16 protein-coding genes are annotated in these 18,892 nt (G+C 63.2%); all 16 read right to left on the bottom strand.

What is annotated here, in order from left to right; genetic code table 11:
* Positions 1-37: 37 nt before the first annotated feature.
* The 16 genes from lpxB to dnaE all read right to left on the bottom strand — a co-directional run bounded on the left by lpxB (position 38) and on the right by dnaE (position 18,823).
* Complete coding sequence (lpxB, locus tag KBI52_RS22440; RefSeq protein WP_210811825.1) at positions 38-1,216, bottom strand: lipid-A-disaccharide synthase; 1,179 nt, start codon at positions 1,214-1,216, stop codon at positions 38-40.
* The gene (locus KBI52_RS22435; RefSeq protein WP_262265571.1) at positions 1,209-2,051 is read right to left on the bottom strand and encodes an LpxI family protein; all 843 of its coding nucleotides are present in this window, start codon (positions 2,049-2,051) and stop codon (positions 1,209-1,211) included. The genes lpxB and KBI52_RS22435 overlap by 8 nt, the downstream gene beginning before the upstream one ends.
* A 135-nt stretch (positions 2,052-2,186) precedes the next feature.
* On the bottom strand, positions 2,187-2,996 hold the full coding sequence (gene lpxA, locus KBI52_RS22430; protein ID WP_173950512.1) for an acyl-ACP--UDP-N-acetylglucosamine O-acyltransferase: 810 nt from the start codon (positions 2,994-2,996) through the stop codon (positions 2,187-2,189).
* A complete protein-coding gene (gene fabZ / locus KBI52_RS22425) occupies positions 2,996-3,460 on the bottom strand; it encodes a 3-hydroxyacyl-ACP dehydratase FabZ (protein WP_173950511.1) in 465 nt (154 codons plus the stop codon). Before fabZ ends, lpxA begins: the two co-directional genes overlap by 1 nt.
* A 40-nt stretch (positions 3,461-3,500) precedes the next feature.
* Complete coding sequence (gene lpxD / locus KBI52_RS22420) at positions 3,501-4,565, bottom strand: UDP-3-O-(3-hydroxymyristoyl)glucosamine N-acyltransferase (RefSeq protein ID WP_173950510.1); 1,065 nt, start codon at positions 4,563-4,565, stop codon at positions 3,501-3,503.
* A 38-nt stretch (positions 4,566-4,603) separates the two neighbouring features.
* Positions 4,604-6,997 (bottom strand): outer membrane protein assembly factor BamA, encoded by a 2,394-nt coding sequence (bamA, locus tag KBI52_RS22415; protein WP_210811823.1) that lies wholly within the window; start codon positions 6,995-6,997, stop codon positions 4,604-4,606.
* 166 nt (positions 6,998-7,163) lie between these two features.
* Positions 7,164-8,327, bottom strand: coding sequence for an RIP metalloprotease RseP (gene rseP, locus KBI52_RS22410; protein ID WP_210811822.1), 1,164 nt, complete (start codon positions 8,325-8,327; stop codon positions 7,164-7,166).
* Positions 8,328-8,347: 20 nt separating this feature from the next.
* On the bottom strand, positions 8,348-9,529 hold the full coding sequence (dxr, locus tag KBI52_RS22405) for a 1-deoxy-D-xylulose-5-phosphate reductoisomerase (protein WP_173950507.1): 1,182 nt from the start codon (positions 9,527-9,529) through the stop codon (positions 8,348-8,350).
* Between the two features lie 6 nt (positions 9,530-9,535).
* Positions 9,536-10,393, bottom strand: coding sequence for a phosphatidate cytidylyltransferase (locus KBI52_RS22400; RefSeq protein WP_173950506.1), 858 nt, complete (start codon positions 10,391-10,393; stop codon positions 9,536-9,538).
* Positions 10,394-10,395: 2 nt separating this feature from the next.
* Entirely contained in the window at positions 10,396-11,163 is a 768-nt protein-coding gene (locus tag KBI52_RS22395; protein WP_173950505.1) for an isoprenyl transferase, read from the bottom strand.
* Positions 11,164-11,190: 27 nt separating this feature from the next.
* Positions 11,191-11,751: a ribosome recycling factor gene (gene frr / locus KBI52_RS22390; protein WP_173950504.1), complete on the bottom strand. Its 561-nt coding sequence runs from the start codon at positions 11,749-11,751 to the stop codon at positions 11,191-11,193.
* A 71-nt stretch (positions 11,752-11,822) separates the two neighbouring features.
* Positions 11,823-12,536 (bottom strand): UMP kinase, encoded by a 714-nt coding sequence (pyrH, locus tag KBI52_RS22385; protein WP_371823202.1) that lies wholly within the window; start codon positions 12,534-12,536, stop codon positions 11,823-11,825.
* 71 nt (positions 12,537-12,607) lie between these two features.
* On the bottom strand, positions 12,608-13,537 hold the full coding sequence (tsf, locus tag KBI52_RS22380) for a translation elongation factor Ts (protein WP_210811821.1): 930 nt from the start codon (positions 13,535-13,537) through the stop codon (positions 12,608-12,610).
* Positions 13,538-13,642: 105 nt separating this feature from the next.
* The gene (locus KBI52_RS22375) at positions 13,643-14,665 is read right to left on the bottom strand and encodes a 30S ribosomal protein S2 (protein WP_173950502.1); all 1,023 of its coding nucleotides are present in this window, start codon (positions 14,663-14,665) and stop codon (positions 13,643-13,645) included.
* 169 nt (positions 14,666-14,834) lie between these two features.
* Complete coding sequence (locus KBI52_RS22370) at positions 14,835-15,320, bottom strand: N-acetyltransferase (RefSeq protein WP_210811819.1); 486 nt, start codon at positions 15,318-15,320, stop codon at positions 14,835-14,837.
* A gap of 29 nt (positions 15,321-15,349) precedes the next feature.
* The gene (gene dnaE, locus KBI52_RS22365; RefSeq protein ID WP_210811816.1) at positions 15,350-18,823 is read right to left on the bottom strand and encodes a DNA polymerase III subunit alpha; all 3,474 of its coding nucleotides are present in this window, start codon (positions 18,821-18,823) and stop codon (positions 15,350-15,352) included.
* Positions 18,824-18,892: the final 69 nt, after the last annotated feature.

Genomic DNA, 18,892 nt, shown 5'->3' with positions numbered 1-18,892 from the left:
CGAGGCGGACCGGAGGACCGTTCATCCCTGAAGCCTTTCAGACATGCTTGTGTGATGCCAGCACCTCTTCCACTATCCGCGCCGCGCGCTCGCTCGGCACTTCGTCGCCGATCCGCATCAGCTCATCGAGCTTGCCGAACGCAGCAAGCTGCCGCTGGCGCTCGGGAGAGTCACGAAGAAGAGGAAGAAGCGCATCGGCCAGCTTCTCGGGCGTGCAGTCCCATTGGATGAGCTCCGGGATGACGTTCTCACCGAGAACGAGGTTGGTCAGCACAATCGAGGGAGCCTTGATGAGATATTTCAGCACCTCTTCGATCTTGGAGACGCGATAGGCCACCACCATGGGGACGCCCGAGAGGCCAAGTTCGAGGGTCACGGTGCCGGAGGCCGCGAGCGCCGCATCTGCCTCCCGGAAAGCCGTCCATTTCGCCCTCTCCCCCTCGACGATCCGCGGTCGCACGCTCCAGGATTCTGCCCGGGCTTTGACGTCCTGGGCGACATGGGCGACGGCCGGGATCGTTACCTCGAAGGGACGCGGCGAGCGATCTCTGAGGAGGGTCAATGCCTCACCGAAGGGCTCCATGAGGCGGCTGACCTCCGAGCGCCGGCTCCCCGGCAGGACGAGCAGCTTGAGGGGTTCGTCGTCAGCGCCGCCGCGCTCGCCGGGCGCCGGCCTGATGTCTGCAAGACGCTCGATCAGCGGATGGCCGACATAGGTGGTCGGCGGACCGCCCAGGCGCTTGTGAGCGGCCGGCTCGAAAGGCAGCAGGGCCAGCAGATGATCCACGTAGGCCCGCATCTTCGGTGCGCGGCCCGGGCGCCAGGCCCAGACGGAGGGGCTGACATAATCGATGATGGGAATGTGAGGCGCACGGCGTCTCACCGCTTTGGCGACCCGATGGGTGAAGTCCGGACTGTCGATGATGACGAGCATATCGGGCTTTGCAGCCACGATGGCATCGGCCGTGAGCCGGATCCGCTTCAGGATCGAAGGAAGTCGTGCAATGACGGCGGAGAACCCCATCACGGCAATCTCTTCGAGCAGAAACAGGCTCCTCAGCCCTTCTCTTTCCATGGCGTGGCCGCCGACGCCGCCGAAAAGCAGGCCGTCGCTTCCCAGCCTGGCCTTGAGGGAGCGCATCAGTTTCGCCCCGAGCTGATCGCCCGATTCCTCACCGGAGACGATCCAGATGGTCAGCGGCTTCGTATCAGCCACGGGAATCCTCCATCCAGGGCAGGTCGACGGCGATCAGAAAAAGACCGAGCCTGTCGGCGGTCGCGAGAGTCCTCTCGTGCTCCAGCACGAAAGTGGAACCCGCCCCTATGGCGATACCGGAAAGCCCGGCCTTTGCTGCCTCAACGACCGTGCGCGGTCCGATGGTGGGCATGTCGACCCTGAGATCCTGGCCTCGTTTGGCGGCCTTGATCAGGACCCCTCCCTCCTCCCGGCGCCGAAGGCCGAACCAGGACTGGCGCATCTTCAGCACCCGGCGGATCATCCGATCCGTGCCTTCGGGTCCTTCGATCGCCAGAACATGCCTGCGGGCGATGACCGCGCCCTGGCCGATATCGAAGGCCGAGAGGGATTTGAGGAGGTCGAGGCCGAGGCCAATGGCCTCGCGGTCGTCGGCACTGGGGCTCCGAGCTCCGCTGAGAGACCGGGCGGCGACGAGGTCGGGCGCAAGCTCGTGGGCGCCGACCACACGGTGTCCGCGCTCTTCGAGCAGCATTACGGCTCCACGCAGGACCTGGTCGTCGCCGCGCGTGATGACCTCCCTGACCTCATTCATGTTCCTCAGCAGCGAGTAGGCACTGAGGAGCGCGGAGAAGCCGGGGCGCCGCACCGCCCCCACGAGAGAGACGGCCTCGGGTCGCCATCCCTCAAGGGTATCCATGATCGTCTTCAGATCGAGGAGGTCGACGGTGGCATGAGCGCGCCGCCGCAAATCGGATTCCGCAAAGCCGCGGAAGGCCAACACACGGACATCCTTTCCCATCGTCTGGAGATGATCCACCACTTGGATGGGAAGCTGCCCGCCCCCGGCGAGGATCGCGATTGTGCCCGAAGGAAGGGGAGAATCGAACCCTGAAGCGGACTGGCGCTTCGCGGGTCCATTCGATGCATCTTTGTTCGGCGAACGCATCATGCGGTGCGGAGAGCCGGAATCACTTTTCCGCACGATGCACTAACCGGACGAACTGACGGGGTCCCGCGGCGTGCAGATCGCGCGATCCTTGCCCTCGCGGATGAAGTCGAGGATCTCGTGCACGAACGGATGATCGTCGAACTCTCCGGCCACGTCCTCGACACGCTCCGCCAGGGTGCCCTCATCGGCGAACAGGAGGCGATAGGCCCGGCGGATGTCGTGGATCTGTTCGCGGGTGAAGCCGCGGCGGCGCAGACCGATGATGTTGAGGCCTGCCAGATGCGCCCTGTTGCCCATGGCCATGCCATAGGGAATGAGATCGTTCTCGAGACCCGACATGCCTCCCACGAAGGCATGAGAGCCCACGCGGGCGAACTGGATCACCGCGGAACCACCGCCGAAGATCACGAAATCACCGACCGTGACATGGCCGGCCAGCATCACGTTGTTGGACAGGATGCAGTCGTTGCCAACCTTGGTGTCGTGGCCTACATGAGAATTGGCCAGAAAGGCGCAGCGGTCGCCGATCACCGTACGCAGGCCGCCTCCCTCGGTGCCGGGATTCATGGTCACGCCTTCGCGGATCATGCAATCGGCGCCGATTTCGAGGGTCGAGGCCTCCCCCTTGTACTTCAGATCCTGAGGGATATGGCCGATGGAGGCGAATGGAAAGATCCGGGTCCGCGGGCCGATCGTCGTCCGGCCGGCCAGAGCCACATGGCTCATGAGGTGACAGCCTTCGCCCAGCTCGACCTCTGGCCCGACCGTGCAGAGCGGACCGATCCTTACGCCAGGGCCGATCTTGGCTCCATCTTCAATGACGGCTGTCGGATGAATCGAGACGTCCATTACTCGAGCACCAGCATGGCACTGACCTCGGCCTCGCACACGAGAGTGCCGTCGACCTTCGCCTCGCCCTTGTACCACCACATGTTGCGTCGGTTGTTCAGCTTGCGCATGTGGAACTCGACCCGGTCACCCGGCTCCACGGGCCGGCGAAACTTCACCTTATCGATCGTCATGAAAAATACCTGCTTCGGCTTCGCCTGCTCGGCCATCTTCGCCTTGACGCAGATGGCACCAGCCGTCTGGGCCATGGCCTCGATCAGGAAAACGCCGGGAAAAATCGGCCGAGACGGAAAATGGCCCGTGAATTGTGGCTCATTGAAGGTGACGTTCTTGATGCCGATGCACGACCTGTCGCCGTCGATCTCGATGATCTTGTCGACCAGGAGGAATGGATACCGGTGCGGCAGGAGCTCCAGAATCTCCATGATATCGGCGGTTTGAAGCGTGGTGGGCGCTTCGGACATGACGTGAACTCCCGGCGGTAGTGAGTGTCTTCAACGAACGTTATGAAGACGCGTCGTCGTCTTTGGCGGAATCGCCCTGGGATGCAAGCTTTTTCAGGGCTGTGATCTCACGGAACCACTCGCGCATCGGCCGGGCCGGTATGCCGCCCCAGCGAGCGCCAGGGGGGACATCGCCGTTGACCCCGCTGGTCGCTGCAATCTGGGCTCCCATGCCGATCCGGACGTGCCCCTTGACGGCGACCTGCCCGCCGAGAGCCACGTAATCCTCGATGGTCGTGGACCCGGCGATGCCGACCTGCGCGACGATCACGCAATGGCGGCCGATCACCACGTTGTGTGCAATCTGGACCAGGTTATCGATCTTCGTGCCCTCGCCGATCACGGTGTCGCGGCTAGCGCCCCTGTCGACGGTGGTGTTCGCGCCGATCTCCACGTCGTCCTGAATGATGACGCGGCCGACCTGCGGAACCTTGAGGTGGCCCTGAGGTCCCATGGCAAAGCCGAACCCGTCCTGCCCGATCCGGACGCCCGGATGAAGGATGACGCGGTTGCCGATGAAGGCATGGGACACCGTCACGTTGGCCGCGATCGAGCAGTCGCGCCCGATCTTCACCTGCGGACCGACGACGGAATGAGCGCCGACGAGAGTGCCAGACCCGATTTCGGCGTGAGGCCCGATGACGGCGCCGGGATCAACCCTGACTCCATGCTCCAGTCGTGCGGATGGATGAACGAAGGAGCCGGGTGAGATCCCGGTGGACGCAAAGGCGGATTCCGGCCGCATGGCGGAGGGGAACAGGATCCCGAGAACCTGCGCGAAAACCCGGTAGGCCTGGGGAGTCACGATGCCGATCGTGCCGGACGGGACCTTCGCGGCATAGCGTGGTGTCACGAGGCATGCACGGGCCCGCGTGGTCGCCAGGGCTCCAACATAGGCAGGATTGTCCATATAGGCGAGATCGCCGGGCTCAGCGCTCTCGAGAGGGGCGACGCCCTTAAGCAAAAACTCCCCGTCGGTACCGTCGGGGAGCGTTGCGTTCGCCATTTCCGCCACCTGACGCAGGGTCAACGTCTGGCTTTGCGGGAAGAAATTGGATTCTGTCATGTACCATAAGCGAGGGCGCCCGCGGGCGCCCTCCCCGATTAGAAGCGCGTGCCGCCCGTGAAGCGGAAGGCCTGGGTACGGTCTGCACCGACGCGCACGCCATCCCTGATCACACCCTCTTCCTTCGAGAGCGCGAACGCGTAATCGAAGCGGATCGGGCCCAGCGGCGAGGACCACAGGATCGACGCACCAACGGCGGAGCGGATCTTCTTGCTGTCGAGAACCTCGATGCATTCCTGCGTCGTGGTCGCACTAGCGTTGCGCGTGCAGGTTCCGGAGTAGCCGTCGATGAAGTTGTTGCCGTTCACGTCGAAGGTGGTCGGACCATCGTAGCCGTAGAGGGTACCAGCATCGGCGAAGACCGCACCCTTCAGGCCCAGTTCGCGGGGCAGGCCCCAGATCGGGAACTGCACTTCGAGCGTGCCGCCGAAGTAAGTGGTGCCGCCGATGGCGTTGGCCCGGCTGTCGAGGCTCGAAATGTCCCGCGGGCCGATGCCGTTGGGCGCGAAGCCGCGGACCAGCGACGGGCCCATGAAGAAGTGGTCGATGATGCGCAGATCGCCGCCCTGTGCGAATTCGGCGCCGTTATCGCCGAAGCCCATGATGTGGCCACCCTGAATACGGGCGATACCCACCACATCCTCGAACAGCTCGCGATAGTAGCGCGCGTCGCCCGTGACGCGGAAGTAATGCGAGTCGCCTCCGAGACCAGCAACGTCTGTCTTCAGTTCGGCATAGAAGCCGTTCCGAGGCTCGCGAATGTTGTCGAGCGTATTGTAGTTGTAGGTCAGACCAACCAGCGAGGTAATCGTGTCACCCTGCGATTCCTTGATCGCCAGAGAGGCTTCGCCGTTGCCTTCGCAGAACTGCCGGTTCGGCGTTCCATCGGCGTTGGTAACAGTATATCCTGGGATCGGGATCGAGCAGTCGTTATAAGGCTGATCGGTGTCGTTCGGGATGTCCAGGGTCTGTTGATACAGCGAGTAGCGCGCCGTGATCGTGAACTCTTCCGTCATCGGAAGCCCGAGACGAAGCGTACCGCCGGTCATGCGGTTCTCGTAACGGGAGTACCGGGTCTGATCACTGAACTTCGAGAACAGGTCGATACCGGCCGACATCCGGTAGCCGAGGAAGTACGGCTCGGTGAACGAGAAGTCGACGCCATAAGCGCGCTGGCCGAGCTGCCCGGCGAGACGGACGAACTGGCCGCGGCCCAGGAAGTTGGTCTCGGTGACCGAGACTTCGCCGATGAATCCGTCGGCTGTCGAATAGCCGCCCGAGATCGCGAACGAGCCGGTGGACTGATCCTCGACATCCACGTTCACGACCACACGGTCGGCCGAAGAGCCGGGCTCGTTGGAGATGCGAACGCGCTTGAAGTAGCCGAGATTGTTCAGCCGGCGCTCGGCCCGGTCGACCAGAATCTGGTTGTAGGCATCGCCCTCGCCCAGCTCGAACTCGCGACGAATGACGTAGTCGCGGGTGCGGCTGTTGCCGCGCACGTTGATGCGCTCGATGTAGATCCGCGGACCTTCCTCGACCACATAGGTCAGATTGACCGTGCGGGTGGAGGGATCACGCGTACCGACCGGACGCACCTGGGCGAAGGGATTGCCCTGACGGCCAACGTTGCTAGTCAGCGCCTGAACCGACCGTTCGACCGCTTCGGCGTTGTAGACCGAGCCTTCAGAGGTCGAGATGTCCCGGCGTACAGCACCCGGATCCACACCGGCGATGCGGGGATCCACGTTCACGCTGCCAAATCGGTACTGCTCGCCCTCGTCCACCGTAATCGTGATGACGTAGCCGCCCCCGTTGGGGTCGAAGGCCACATCGCTCGAGACGAGGCGATAGTCGGCATAGCCGTTCTTGAGATAGTACCGGCGGATGAGGTCCAGATCTGTGGAGAGCCGATCGGGATCGTAGACGTCCGAGCTCTTCAGGAAGCTGAGGAGGTTCGTCTCCGTCGTCTGCATGAGGCCGCGCAGGCGGCTGGACGACACCTGGCCGTTCCCAACGAAGCGGATCTCCTTCACGCCGGTCTTGTCACCCTCGTTGATGGTGTAGACCACGTCGACGGTCCCGTTGGGCAGGTCCACCAGACGAGGGGTCACCTGGGCGAGACCACGTCCGGAACGGCGATAAACCTCGAGGATCCGCTGAACGTCGGCGTCCACGGCAGCCTGATTGTAGGGAGCGCGGGCGCGGGCCTGAAGCTGTTCCTCAAGAAGGGCCTTCTCGACCTTCTTATTTCCTTCGACCACGACGCGGTTGACAATAGGACCCTGTGCAGCGGAAGCGCGGCGGTTCCCCGGGGCCACCTGCTGGGCGAAGGCGCTCTCCGCGGCAGTAATCCCTGCCATCAGCGCGCTGATCGCGACAATGGCGGTAGTGGCCGGCTTCTTCCGGCGAGGCTTGGTCGTCGACATCATCAACTGGCCCGTTCTTTATATTCTGTCCTTGGCGAGGAAGATCCCGCCGGTCGGAGACGAGTGCCCCCAACCTTATCCGTGTGGACCGCTTGTACAAACTTTCGCCGCTATTGCAAACGGCACATCCACAACAGAGTACCAATTTTTGAAGAGCGTGGCGTCCTTGTCACGATCCCTGGCCCAGAAAACTGCTGCCAAGGTGAACAAGATCATTCCAAGTGGCGAACAGCATCAGCATCGCCACCAGGGCAAACCCTATCCTGAACCCGATTTCCTGGGCTTTCTCGCTAAGGGGACGGCCCCGCGCCGCCTCAATGGCATAGAACAGAAGATGGCCGCCATCCAGCAGCGGAATGGGAAAAAGGTTAATGAGTCCGATCGAAACAGACATGAAGCCGATCAGGCTGACGAGACTATAGACGCCGCCAACATCGAAGGCCGTGCCCGACGCCCGAGCGATCCCAATGGGCCCGGAGAGCTGGTCGGCCGATTCCCAGCCCATCACCAGGCGGCGGATGAAGTTCAGGGTCCGCTCGACGAGGTTCCAGGTCTCCACCACCGCGGCCTTGACGGCGCCCCAAGGGGAATAAGTGAGGCGCTTGATCGCCGACGGATCCCTGGAAGCTTCGACTCCCAGGAGCCCGATACGCTGCTTTCCGAACGGGCTGGTTCTCTCGACGAAGTTCGGAGTGGCCGTCAAAGCGACCGTCTGCCCGTTTCGATCGATCGTGAATTCGAGGGGCTCCCCTGCACTGGAGCTGACGATGAGCTGCATGTCGGCGAAGGTCTGAATCTGTCGACCGTCAACCGTCAGGATCAGGTCCTTGGGCTGGAAGCCTGCCTTTTCGGCCGCGCTTCCCGGCTGGACCGCCTCGATTCTCGGCTCCAGCACCTGACGGCCGTTGAAGTAGTTGAAGCCCGCGAAGATGGCGATGGCCAGGATGAAATTCGCGATGGGACCAGCCGCGACGATCGCCGCGCGCTTGGCCACACTTTGGTGGGGAAAACTGATGGCCCGCTGCTCCAGGGGCATCCGGTCGAGCTGATCCTGGTCGGGAACGCTGGCCGCGTTGAGGTCGCCAACGAACTTGACGTAGCCTCCGAGGGGAATCGCCGAGATCTTCCAGCGGGTCCCCTTTTTATCGGTCCAGCCGATCAACTCACGGCCGAAGCCGATCGAAAAGGCCGTCACTCCGACGCCACAGAGCCGCCCCACCCAGAAATGGCCGAACTCGTGGATGAACACGACCACCGTGAGAACCACGAGAAAGGAGACCAGCGTCAGGAACAGAGAGCCTGTCGCACCGCCGATCGTTGAAAAAAAGTCCATCATTATCCCCTTCGGGCTCCTTAGAGCCGCGCCGTTCCGGTCAGGGTCGGCAGAAGCTGCCGTGCCGCCTGGCGCGCTTCCTGGTCGATCCTCAATGCATCCGCCACTGTCGACGGCGCCGCGATATTTCTTCCGAAGAAAGTTGAGCAAACTCTCTCAACAAGCTCTGAAATATCGTAAAATCCGATTGCATCCGCGATAAAGGCCTCGACCGCGATCTCATTGGCTGCATTCAGGATCGTGGGCATGGCCCCTCCGGTCCTGAGTGCAGCCTTCGCCAGAGATAGGCATGGAAAGCGCCCTTCGTCAGGCTGCTCGAAGCTTAATCGACCAATCGCGGCAAGATCGAGACGAGGCAAGTCCATCTTCAGGCGGTTCTGATTCCGAAGCGCATTGGCGATCGGAACCTTCATGTCCGGCAAGGCGAGGCCTGCCGTTACGGCACCGTCGCTCCACTGGACGAGACCGTGCACGATGGCTTCCGGGTGTACCAGCACGTCCAACCGCTCGGGCTCGAGGTCGAACAGGTGATGAGCCTCGATCAGTTCAAGCCCTTTGTTCATCAAGGTCGAGGAATCGATGTTGATCTTCGAGCCCATTGACCAGACAGGATGAGCGGAAGCCTCCCGTGCATCGGCTCTTGCAATCCGCTCTTTGGTCCAAGTGCGGAAGGGGCCTCCCGAGGCGGTTATCACGGCCTTTTCCACATCCCGGTCCGAGCCCGCTGCAAGGGCATGATCCAGTGCGTTATGCTCGGAATCCACTGGCATGACCTGGACCCCGAGGCGGCGGGCGTCGGCCATGAAGACACCGCCGGCGCAGACGAGGCTTTCCTTGTTGGCGAGGGCAATCCGCCGGCCAGGCTTCAGCGCGGCATGAGTGGGGGCCAGGCCGGCTGTTCCGCTGATGGCGGCCAGCACGATGTCGGCATCGCGATCCACGGCCTCCAGAACGGCGGCGTGCCCAGCGCCTCCCCTGATTCCGCTTCCCGATAGAGCCAGACTCAACGCCTCTCCGGCCCCCTCGTCGGCCAGGGCGGCGAATTTTGCTCCGAGGTCCTGGGCGATCTTCGCCAAAGCGGTGGCATTGCGTCCCCCGACAACAGCTTCGACACGAAACTCCTCCCGGTGAGCCTGGATGACGCCGGACGTCGAGCGGCCAATCGAGCCGGTCGCACCGAGAATCGTGATGGAGCGGGTCATTGGCGCCTATGGAGTGAAATGAATCGTCAGCAGGATCGCCCCGACGATTAGGCAGACGGCCCAAAAGCCATCAAGGCGATCCATGACACCGCCGTGCCCTGGGATGAGATGGCTCGAGTCCTTGACGTTGCAATGGCGCTTCAGAGCCGACTCGCCGAGATCTCCGATCTGGCTTGCGACCGATGCGACCACGGACAAAATGGCGATCGCCGGAAGGCCTAGTGGCAGGCTGTGGCCATAGGCCTCGCCGGTCCAGGCGACCAATACGCCGCACAGGGCCGCAGCGACGACGCCTCCGACAAAGCCGGACCATGTCTTCTTCGGACTGATGGGCGGACAGAGCTTCGGGCCCCCGAAGGTTCGGCCGGTGAAATAGGCCGCGATGTCGGTTGCCCATACGACGGCGAACATCCACAGCAGGCCTAGAATTCCGAGTTCGACATGGTCGCGCACGATCGGCGGGACAAGAACGATCAAGGACGCATAAAGGAAGCCCGACGCCGACCAGATCCTGTTGGCGCCTCCCCCGGTTGCAAAGGTGCCCGTCACAAGGAAGACGAGCCCTGCCAACAGGAACAGGCCGAAGCGTGCCTCCGTCAGGAAAAGGACGGTCAGAACGGCAAGCCCGACCGCAAGGATACTCTGCACCAGGGGGCGTGGCTCGGCGCCCGTCATCCGGGTCCATTCCACCATCACGGCAGTACCGGCTGCGAGCCAGAATAGGGCGAAGGGCCAACCGCCCCAGTAGGCCGTCAGCAGGGCGGCTGCAATCATGACGATGGCGGATAGTACCCGCGTCGTCAGTTCCCTGGACGAGGTGGATTTTGGACGGGTCGGCAAGGACGAGCCCTGGTCTGCGACCATCGTCAGCCTGCCCGCGCGCTCAAACCGCCGAAACGGCGATCGCGCCTGTAGTACTCGTCGATCGCGCTCTGGAATGCCGTCTCGTCGAAGTCCGGCCAGAAGCAGGGCAGGAAGACGAACTCGGAATAAGCGGTCTGCCAGGTGAGAAAATTCGACACCCGCTGCTCCCCCGAAGTCCGAATGACGAGATCCGGGTCGGGAATGCCATGGGTGTCGAGGGTCGCTCCGACCGCATCCATATCGATGTCGGCCGGGTCGAGTGCTCCCTCCTTCACCTTGACGGCGAGAGCCCGTATGGCACTCACGATCTCCTGGCGGCCGCCGTAATTGAAGGCAATGACGAGGGTCAGGCCCGAATTCGAGCGGGTGAGTTGCTCCGCTTCGTCGAGGAGCATGCGGATATCGGACGGCAGACCTTCGCGCTCGCCGATGATGCGAACGCGGATGTTGTTGGCATGCAACTCGGCGAGGTCGTGGCGTACGAAGCGCTTGAGCAGCCCCATGAGATACGAGACCTCATCGGCAGGTCTGCGCCAATTCTCCGCCGAGAAGCTGTAGACGGTGAGGTAGCGGATGCCGAGATCCGTCGCGGTTCTGACCGCCCGGCGGATCGCGTCGATCCCCTTGCGATGCCCTTCGAACCGGGGCAGCCCTCTCTGAGCGGCCCACCGGCCGTTTCCATCCATGATGATGGCAACATGGGTCGGCATCCCCTCGCCTGCTTGCTTGCAGGCAAAGCTCGGGGCCGACTTTTTGGCTTCGCCGCTCATATTTCCGTCCCAATGCGCGCCTGTCTGTCAGACGTGCATGATTTCCTTTTCCTTGGTCACGAGAAGGCTGTCGATCTCGGCCACGAACTGGTCGGTTGCCTTCTGAACCTGGTCAGCATGACGCTTGCCGTCATCCTCGCTGATCGCGCTGTCCTTCTCAAGCTTCTTGAGCAGGTCGAGGCCATCGCGCCGGACGTGTCGAACAGCGACACGGGCCTCCTCGGCGTATTTGTGGGCCACCTTGACCATCTCTTTGCGGCGCTGCTCGTTCATCTCGGGAATGCGAAGGCGGATCACCTGCCCTTCCGTCTGCGGATTGAGCCCGAGATCCGATTCCCGGATCGCCTTCTCGACGGCCGCCACCATGCCGCGGTCCCAGACCTGAACGCTCAGCAGGCGCGGCTCAGGCACGTTGACGGTGGCAACCTGGGTGATCGGCATCAGGGAGCCGTAGGCGTCGATCTGGATGGGATCGAGGAGGTTCGGCGAGGCGCGCCCGGTGCGCAGGCTAGCCAGGTCGTTCTTGAAAGCGTTGATGGCGCCCTGCATGCGGCGCTTCACATCGGCGAGATCAAAGGTCGTGGCCATCAGATTTTGTCCTTACGCGAACTATTTAAACGGGCTTACGCTTCCCAGGGTCCAGCATCAAGGCCCTTGCATCAAGGGGCGACCACGGTGGACGGCACTTTCCCCTGAAGAAGCGCTGTCACCGAACTCGGGGCGTGTACAGAGCCCACGATGATCGAAAGCCTGCTCTCGCGCGCCAGGGCGAAGGCCGCCGTGTCCATGACCTTCAAGTCCTTGGCGATGGCCTCGTCGTGGGTCAGGCGGTCGAATCGGACCGCATCGGGGTGCTTTTTCGGATCCGCCGAGTAGACGCCATCAACCTGGGTCGCCTTCAGAACCGCGTCGCAACGAAGCTCGGCGGCACGCAGGACGGCAGCGGTGTCGGTGGTGAAGAACGGGTTGCCGGTGCCGCCAGCCAGAACCACCACCTGCCCCTTGTCGAGGTGGTGCAGCGCCGGCTGACGGGCGTAGGTTTCGCAGATCGTCGGCATGGATACTGCCGACATGGTCCTGGCCGGAACGCCGGCCGCGTTCAGGGCCGTTTCGATGGCAAGGGAGTTCATGACGGTGCCGAGCATGCCCATGGAGTCGGCCGTGGGCCGGTCGATCCAGCCGGCGGCACTCATGCGGGCGCCGCGGATGATATTGCCGCCGCCGATGACGACGGCGATCTCGAAGCCGGCGCGGGTGGCCTGGGCCAGATCCTCTGCCAGGGAGGACAGGATCTGAGAATCGAGCCAGTAGCCATCGGGTGCCATCAGGGCCTCACCGGAAAGCTTCACAAGGATGCGCCGGAACGTTGCCATCGTCAGACCTTTCTTTTCGAGCCTCTCATGAAAACGGCGGCTGAAGAGCCGCCGTTTTACTCAGGTTCGATTTAGGCCTTAAGGCCGGCCTGGGCGGCCACTTCAGCCGCGAAGTCAGGGGCCTCTTCCTTCTCGATGCCCTCGCCGAGGGCATAGCGGACGAACGCCTTGAGGGTCACCGGCTTGCCGGCCTTCGACTCGGCCTCCTTGAGGACCTGGGTCACGGTCTTCGAGGGATCGTGAACAAAAGGCTGCTCCAGAAGGGTGACCTCCTTGAAGTAGCTCTTCAGGCCGCTCTCGATGATCTTCTGCATGACGTGGTCCGGCTTGCCGGCGTTCTTGTCGCGCAGGATGGCGCTCTCGCGCTCGATCGTCGTCTGGTCAACGCCGGAGGCATCCAGCGCCACCGGGCTGGTGGCGGCCACGTGCATGGCGATCTGACGGCCGAGGGTTCCGAGGACAGTCACGTCGCCTTCGGATTCGAGCGCCACGAGAACGCCAATCTTGCCGAGGCCTTCGGTCACCGCGTTATGGACATAGGATGCGATCACGCCCGTCGAGACCTCGAGCTTGGCGATCCGGCGCAGGGTCATGTTCTCGCCGATGGTGGCGATGAGCTCCTGCAGCCGATCCTTTACCGTCGTCTGCGAGCCGGGGAAGTGAGCGGCCTCGAGAGACTCGATGGTGCCGTTGCCCATGAGCCCGATCTTGGCAGCTTCGCGAACGAAGGCCTGGAACTGGTCGTTGCGGGCGACGAAGTCGGTCTCGGAATTGACCTCGAGGATCGTCGCAGTGTGACCGGAGGATTCGACAGCCACGAGGCCCTCGGCCGCAACGCGGCCGGCCTTCTTGGCAGCCTTCGAGAGACCCTTCTTGCGGAGCCAATCGATCGCGGCCTCCATGTCGCCGTTCGTTTCGGCAAGCGCGGCCTTGCAGTCCATCATGCCGGCGCTGGTCGTGTCGCGCAGCTCCTTCACCATCGCAGCGGTAATGTTCGCCATGGCTATTCCTTTCAAAGGTTCATGCATAGAGGGAGCCCGGCGCTCGTGGAACGCCGGGCTCGGTCAATCGTTCAAGCGGCGCTGCATGTTGCGGCGCCGTAAGGCTTACGCAGCAGCGGCTTCGATCATCGAGCGGGCCTGGTTGATCCAGCCGTCACGCTCCAGGCGGCCGTTCAGCTTCAGGTCCTTGTCGAGCTGGGCGACATCGCCCGACTGCATGGCGGCCAGCTGCCAATAGTGGAAGATGCCGGCCTCGTTGAGCTTCTTCTCGAGCTGCGGACCAACGCCGTTCAGCTTGGTCAGATCGTCGGGTGCGCCGCGGGGAGCCGCGAGGCGTTCGAACTGCTCGCCCTCGTAAGCGGCGACAGACGTGTCGTTCGCCGGGAGCTCCTCGGCCATCGGGTTCTCGGACTCGCCGATATCGATGCCCATGGCGCCGGCGCCACGGGAGATTCCGTCGAGAGCCGCGCGAGCGACCAGATCGCAGTAGAGCGAGATCGCGCGACCGGCGTCGTCATTGGCCGGAACCGGGAAGGTGATGCCGTCCGGATCGCAGTTCGTGTCGACGATGGCAGCCACCGGGATGCCGAGGCGCTTGGCCTCCTGGATCGCCAGCTGCTCCTTGTTGGTGTCGATGACGAAGATCAGGTCGGGCGTGCCGCCCATGTCCTTGATGCCGCCGAGAGCACGCTCGAGCTTCTCCTTCTCGCGAGCGAGCATAAGGCGCTCTTTCTTCGTGAGACCCTGGCCACCGCCGGCGAGGATCTCGTCGACCTTGCGCAGGCGCTGGATCGAGCCGGAAATCGTCTTCCAGTTCGTCAGCATGCCGCCGAGCCAGCGGGAGTTGACGTAGTACTGGGCCGACCGCTTGGCCGCATCGGCAACCGCATCGGAAGCCTGGCGCTTGGTGCCGACGAAGAGCACCCGGCCGCCCTTGGCAACCGTGTCGCTGACGGCCTGAAGGGCCCGGTGCAGCATCGGGACCGTCTGAGCGAGGTCGATGATGTGGATGTTGTTACGGGTGCCGAAGATGTACTGACCCATCTTCGGGTTCCAACGGTGAGCCTGGTGGCCAAAGTGTGCGCCAGCCTCAAGCAGGCTGCGCATCGAGAAATCGGGAAGCGCCATCGTGTATTCTCCGGTTAAGCCTCCGCGGAACAGTGGACCGGTTCGAACCGGCCACCGGGATACCTCATGGGCTTATGAGGTGGATTCCGCGTGTGGGATAGGCGCGCATATAGGGGTAAAGGCTCGGAAATGCAAGCCAAAGGATGATGGCCCGGTGGAACGGGTCTCGTCAGGCGGGGACGGCTGGAAAACGCCGGCGCAGGAAGAAGCGGGCATGGCCCCGGGGCCGCTCCCCGTCCTGATTATCCAAGGTTGCGAAGAGTTCATAGCCGAGCTTCTCGTAGAAGCTCTTCGCCCTTCGGCTGGAGGTGTCCAGCCAGGCTCCGTGGCAGCCCTGCCGAGCGACGGTCTCCTCGGCGAGGGTCATGATTCGGGTGCCGAGGCCGTGGCTGCGCAGATCTTCCGCCACCCAGAGGACCTTGATCACGAGCCATCCATAGGAGGTCCCGCCGACCAGTCCGCCGACGATCGCGCCGTCTCGGCCATGAGCCAGAATCCCAAAAGGTGCGTAATCGCTGGCCGGTTGGTTCTGCCTCAGAGAAGACAGGAGGCGCTCCTCGATCTCGCCGGCGAATGCGTCCGGGTCGGGCTCGACCGTAATGCTAACAGCGGAAAGCTTCTCGTCCATGGGTTGATCGATGAGCCGGCGGCTCATTCCCTTCCTGGGGTGCCCCCGCGACCGGATCAGTTCATGTGCACGTCCACCACGCCCGGGACCGCCCTGAGCGCCCCAGCGACCTGGGGGCTGGCCATGTACTTGCCGGGGAGCTTGACCTCGACCTCCCGATCTCCATCGTCGAGGATGAGCACGAGGGAAACCTCCCCTTCGCCCCGAACCTTGAGCCGCTCGAAGACGCTCGGAATAGGACGTTCGTCGCGCAGGAAGATGCGCATGCTCTTCTGGTGTTTGGCAACGGCTTCATCCAACGGCTCGGCCATGCCGATCCGCGCCCTCACCTCTTCGCCTTCGAGGCCGGCCTGAAGCATCAGAACCACGGCGGAGCCCGGTTCAAGCACGTCGCGGAGACGTTGCAGGCCTTCGGAAAAGATGATGGCTTCGAATTGCCCGGTCTGATCCGACAGCACGAGGATGCCCATTTTGTTGCCGGTCTTGGTGCGGCGCTCCTGCCTGTCGAGAACGGTGGCCGCGACCCGGCCCACGGAGTTGCCTGCCTTGACCGAGCGGCAGAACTCGACCCAGGTCTGCACACGCAGCTTCTTGAGGAGGTCGCCGTACTCGTCGAGAGGATGGCCTGAGAGAAAGAACCCGACGGCGTCGTATTCCCGCTGCAGCCTCTCGGCGGCGGGCCACGGCTCGTAGGGTCCGATACGCAACTGCACATCCGCCGACGCAACGCCGCCGAACATGTCCATCATGCCGCCGTTGGCCGCCTCGTGGGATTGCTGGGCGAGGCTCATCATGGCATCGATCGATGCGCAGGCCTTCGCCCGGTCGGGCTCCAGTTCGTCGAAGGCGCCGGCTGCGATCAGGTTCTCGAGCGTGCGCTTGTTGATCATGCGCGGGTTGATGCGCCGGGCGAAGTCGGCCAGGTCCTTGAACGGCTTGTTCCCTCGCGCCTCGACGACGCTCTCGATGGCTTGGCGTCCGACGCCTTTGACGGCAGCAAGAGCATACAGAATCTGGCCCCTGCCCTGCTCGTCATAAGTCACGTCGAAGACGACGCCCGAACGATTGATCGACGGCGGAATGACCTTGAATCCGAGGCGCTGGGCTTCGCGGCGGAATTCAGCCAGCTTGTCGGTATTGTCGAGATCGAGCGTCATGGACGCGGCCAGGAACTCGACCGCATAATTGGCTTTGAGATAGGCCGTCTGGAACGCCACGAGAGCATAGGCGGCGGCGTGGCTCTTGTTGAAGCCGTAATCCGCGAACTTGGCGAGCAGGTCGAAGATCTCGTTGGCCTTGGCCTTGTCGAGCCCGCCCTCCTTCGCGCCGGACACGAAGCGCTCGCGCTGCGCGTCCATTTCCGCCTTGATCTTCTTACCCATGGCGCGGCGCAGAAGATCGGCGTCGCCGAGCGAGTAACCGGAGAGGACTTTCGCCACCTCCATCACCTGCTCCTGATAGACGATGATGCCGAAGGTCTCACGCAGGATCGGCTCCAGCTTGTCGTGCGGATACCAGTCCCTTTTGTTGTGCTCGTCCTTGCCGAGTTTGCGCGCGCAGTAGACCGGGATGTTCGCCATCGGGCCCGGGCGATAGAGCGCCACGAGGGCGATGATGTCCTCGAAGCGGTCGGTCTCCATCTCGACGAGGGCCTTGCGCATGCCCGCCGATTCCACCTGGAACACCCCGACCGTCTCGCCGCGCTGAAGCATCTCGTAGGTCTTGCGGTCATCCAGCGGCAGGGCCGAGAGGTCGACTTCGACTCCCTTTCGTCGAATGAGATCGACAGCGGTGCGCAGCACGGTGAGGGTCTTGAGCCCGAGGAAGTCGAACTTCACGAGGCCTGCTTGCTCGACCCATTTCATGTTGAACTGGGTCACCCGCATGCCGGTCTTCGGGTCTCGGTACAGTGGAACCAATTCCTGCAGCGGACGGTCGCCGATCACCACGCCGGCGGCATGGGTCGAGGCGTGACGGTGGAGGCCTTCGAGTTTTTGCGCGATGTCGAGCATGCGCTTGACGACGGGCTCCTCGTCGATGGCGGCCTGAAGCTTCGGCTCGCCCTCGATCGCTTGCGCGAGAGTGACCGGATTGGCCGGGTTCTGCGGCACCAGCTTCGTGAGCTTGTCCACCTGACCATAGGGCATTTCAAGCACGCGGCCGACGTCGCGCATCACGCCGCGGGCGAGCAGCGTACCGAACGTGATGATCTGCGCGACCTGCTCCTCACCGTAGCGCTGCTGCACATATTCGATGACGCGCTCGCGCCCTTCCACGCAGAAATCGATGTCGAAGTCCGGCATCGAGACGCGCTCCGGGTTGAGGAAGCGCTCGAACAGCAGCGCAAACCGCAGGGGATCGAGATCGGTGATGGTGAGCGCGTAGGCCACGAGGGAGCCTGCACCCGAACCACGGCCCGGTCCGACGGGAATGTTATGATCCTTCGCCCATTTGATGAAGTCGGACACGATCAGGAAGTACCCCGGGAACTTCATGTTCCGGATGATGCCGATCTCGTAGGCAAGCCGGTCCCGGTAATCCTGCTCGGTCAGACCCGGCGCAGGTCCATGCGCCGCGAGGCGCTTCTCGAGTCCCTCCTCGGCCTGTCGCTTGAGTTCCTCGCCTTCGTCGAGGGCGGCGGCGTCTGGGCCGGTGCCGAAATTCGGCAGGATGGGCTTGCGTGTCCGCACCCGCGTGGCGCATCGCATGGCGATCTCGACGCTCGCCTGGAGCGCATCCGGCAGATCCGCGAACAGCTCCATCATCTGCTGGCGGGTCTTGAAGTGATGCTCTGGGGAGAGGCGGCGCCGATTGGGGTTCGAGACGATCTGCCCTTCCGCAATGGCGAGCAGCGCATCGTGCGCCTCGTAGTCCTTCGCGGACGAGAAGAAGGGCTCGTTCGCCGCGACGATGGGCAGGCCATTCCGGTCCGCCAACGCCAGCAGCTCGTTCTCGATTACACGCTCGTCGTCCAGCCCATGACGCTGGATCTCGACATACAGCTGATGACCGAATGCGCCTTTCAGCATGTCGAGACGCGCCTGCGCGAAGTCTTGGCGGCCCCCGTTGCGCAGCGCGCAATCGAGCGGGCCCGAGAATCCGCCCGTCAGGGCGATCAATCCCTCGCTATGCGCCGAGAGCGCGGGCGCCATCACCCGCGGGTCCTCACCCAGCGGCACGCCGAAATAGGCGTGGCTCACGAGACGCATGAGGTTGCGATATCCCTCCTCCGTCTGCGCAAGCAGCACAATGTTGGATGGCTGCGGCACCACGCGGGCGACGGGATCCGGCTCCTCGAAGCAGACGGAGAGCTGTACGCCTGCGATCGGCTGGATCCCGGAGCCTGCGAGCTTCTCGGAGAACTCGAGGGCCCCGAAGAGATTGTTGGTGTCGGTGAGCGCGAGCGCCGGCTGCTTGTCGGCGGCGGCGAGTTTAGCGAGTTGCGCGACCTTCAGCGCCCCCTCGAGCAGGGAGTATGAGGAATGGACATGCAGATGGACGAAACCGATATCGTGAAGAATGCGCGCCATAAACTCTACTCATCGAATGGCACGCATAGTTGCACGATTCTATGTTAACGGAGTCCAATCACCGGTTTC

The sequence above is a fragment of the Microvirga sp. HBU67558 genome (assembly GCF_018069605.1).
In the GTDB taxonomy this organism is placed as follows: Bacteria; Pseudomonadota; Alphaproteobacteria; order Rhizobiales; family Beijerinckiaceae; genus Microvirga; species Microvirga terrae.
This window is presented reverse-complemented; position numbering and strand designations above follow the sequence as displayed.

Bases quoted from the DNA above. Each gene is read 5' to 3' on its own strand.
- lpxA (WP_173950512.1), bottom strand. From the start codon at position 2,996: ATGGACGTCTCGATTCATCCGACAGCCGTCATTGAAGATGGAGCCAAG.
- fabZ (WP_173950511.1), bottom strand. From the start codon at position 3,460: ATGTCCGAAGCGCCCACCACGCTTCAAACCGCCGATATCATGGAGATT.
- lpxD (WP_173950510.1), bottom strand. From the start codon at position 4,565: ATGACAGAATCCAATTTCTTCCCGCAAAGCCAGACGTTGACCCTGCGT.
- bamA (WP_210811823.1), bottom strand. From the start codon at position 6,997: ATGATGTCGACGACCAAGCCTCGCCGGAAGAAGCCGGCCACTACCGCC.
- rseP (WP_210811822.1), bottom strand. From the start codon at position 8,327: ATGGACTTTTTTTCAACGATCGGCGGTGCGACAGGCTCTCTGTTCCTG.
- dxr (WP_173950507.1), bottom strand. From the start codon at position 9,529: ATGACCCGCTCCATCACGATTCTCGGTGCGACCGGCTCGATTGGCCGC.
- KBI52_RS22400 (WP_173950506.1), bottom strand. From the start codon at position 10,393: ATGGTCGCAGACCAGGGCTCGTCCTTGCCGACCCGTCCAAAATCCACC.
- KBI52_RS22395 (WP_173950505.1), bottom strand. From the start codon at position 11,163: ATGAGCGGCGAAGCCAAAAAGTCGGCCCCGAGCTTTGCCTGCAAGCAA.
- frr (WP_173950504.1), bottom strand. From the start codon at position 11,751: ATGGCCACGACCTTTGATCTCGCCGATGTGAAGCGCCGCATGCAGGGC.
- pyrH (WP_371823202.1), bottom strand. From the start codon at position 12,536: ATGGCAACGTTCCGGCGCATCCTTGTGAAGCTTTCCGGTGAGGCCCTG.
- tsf (WP_210811821.1), bottom strand. From the start codon at position 13,537: ATGGCGAACATTACCGCTGCGATGGTGAAGGAGCTGCGCGACACGACC.
- KBI52_RS22375 (WP_173950502.1), bottom strand. From the start codon at position 14,665: ATGGCGCTTCCCGATTTCTCGATGCGCAGCCTGCTTGAGGCTGGCGCA.
- KBI52_RS22370 (WP_210811819.1), bottom strand. From the start codon at position 15,320: ATGAGCCGCCGGCTCATCGATCAACCCATGGACGAGAAGCTTTCCGCT.
- dnaE (WP_210811816.1), bottom strand. From the start codon at position 18,823: ATGGCGCGCATTCTTCACGATATCGGTTTCGTCCATCTGCATGTCCAT.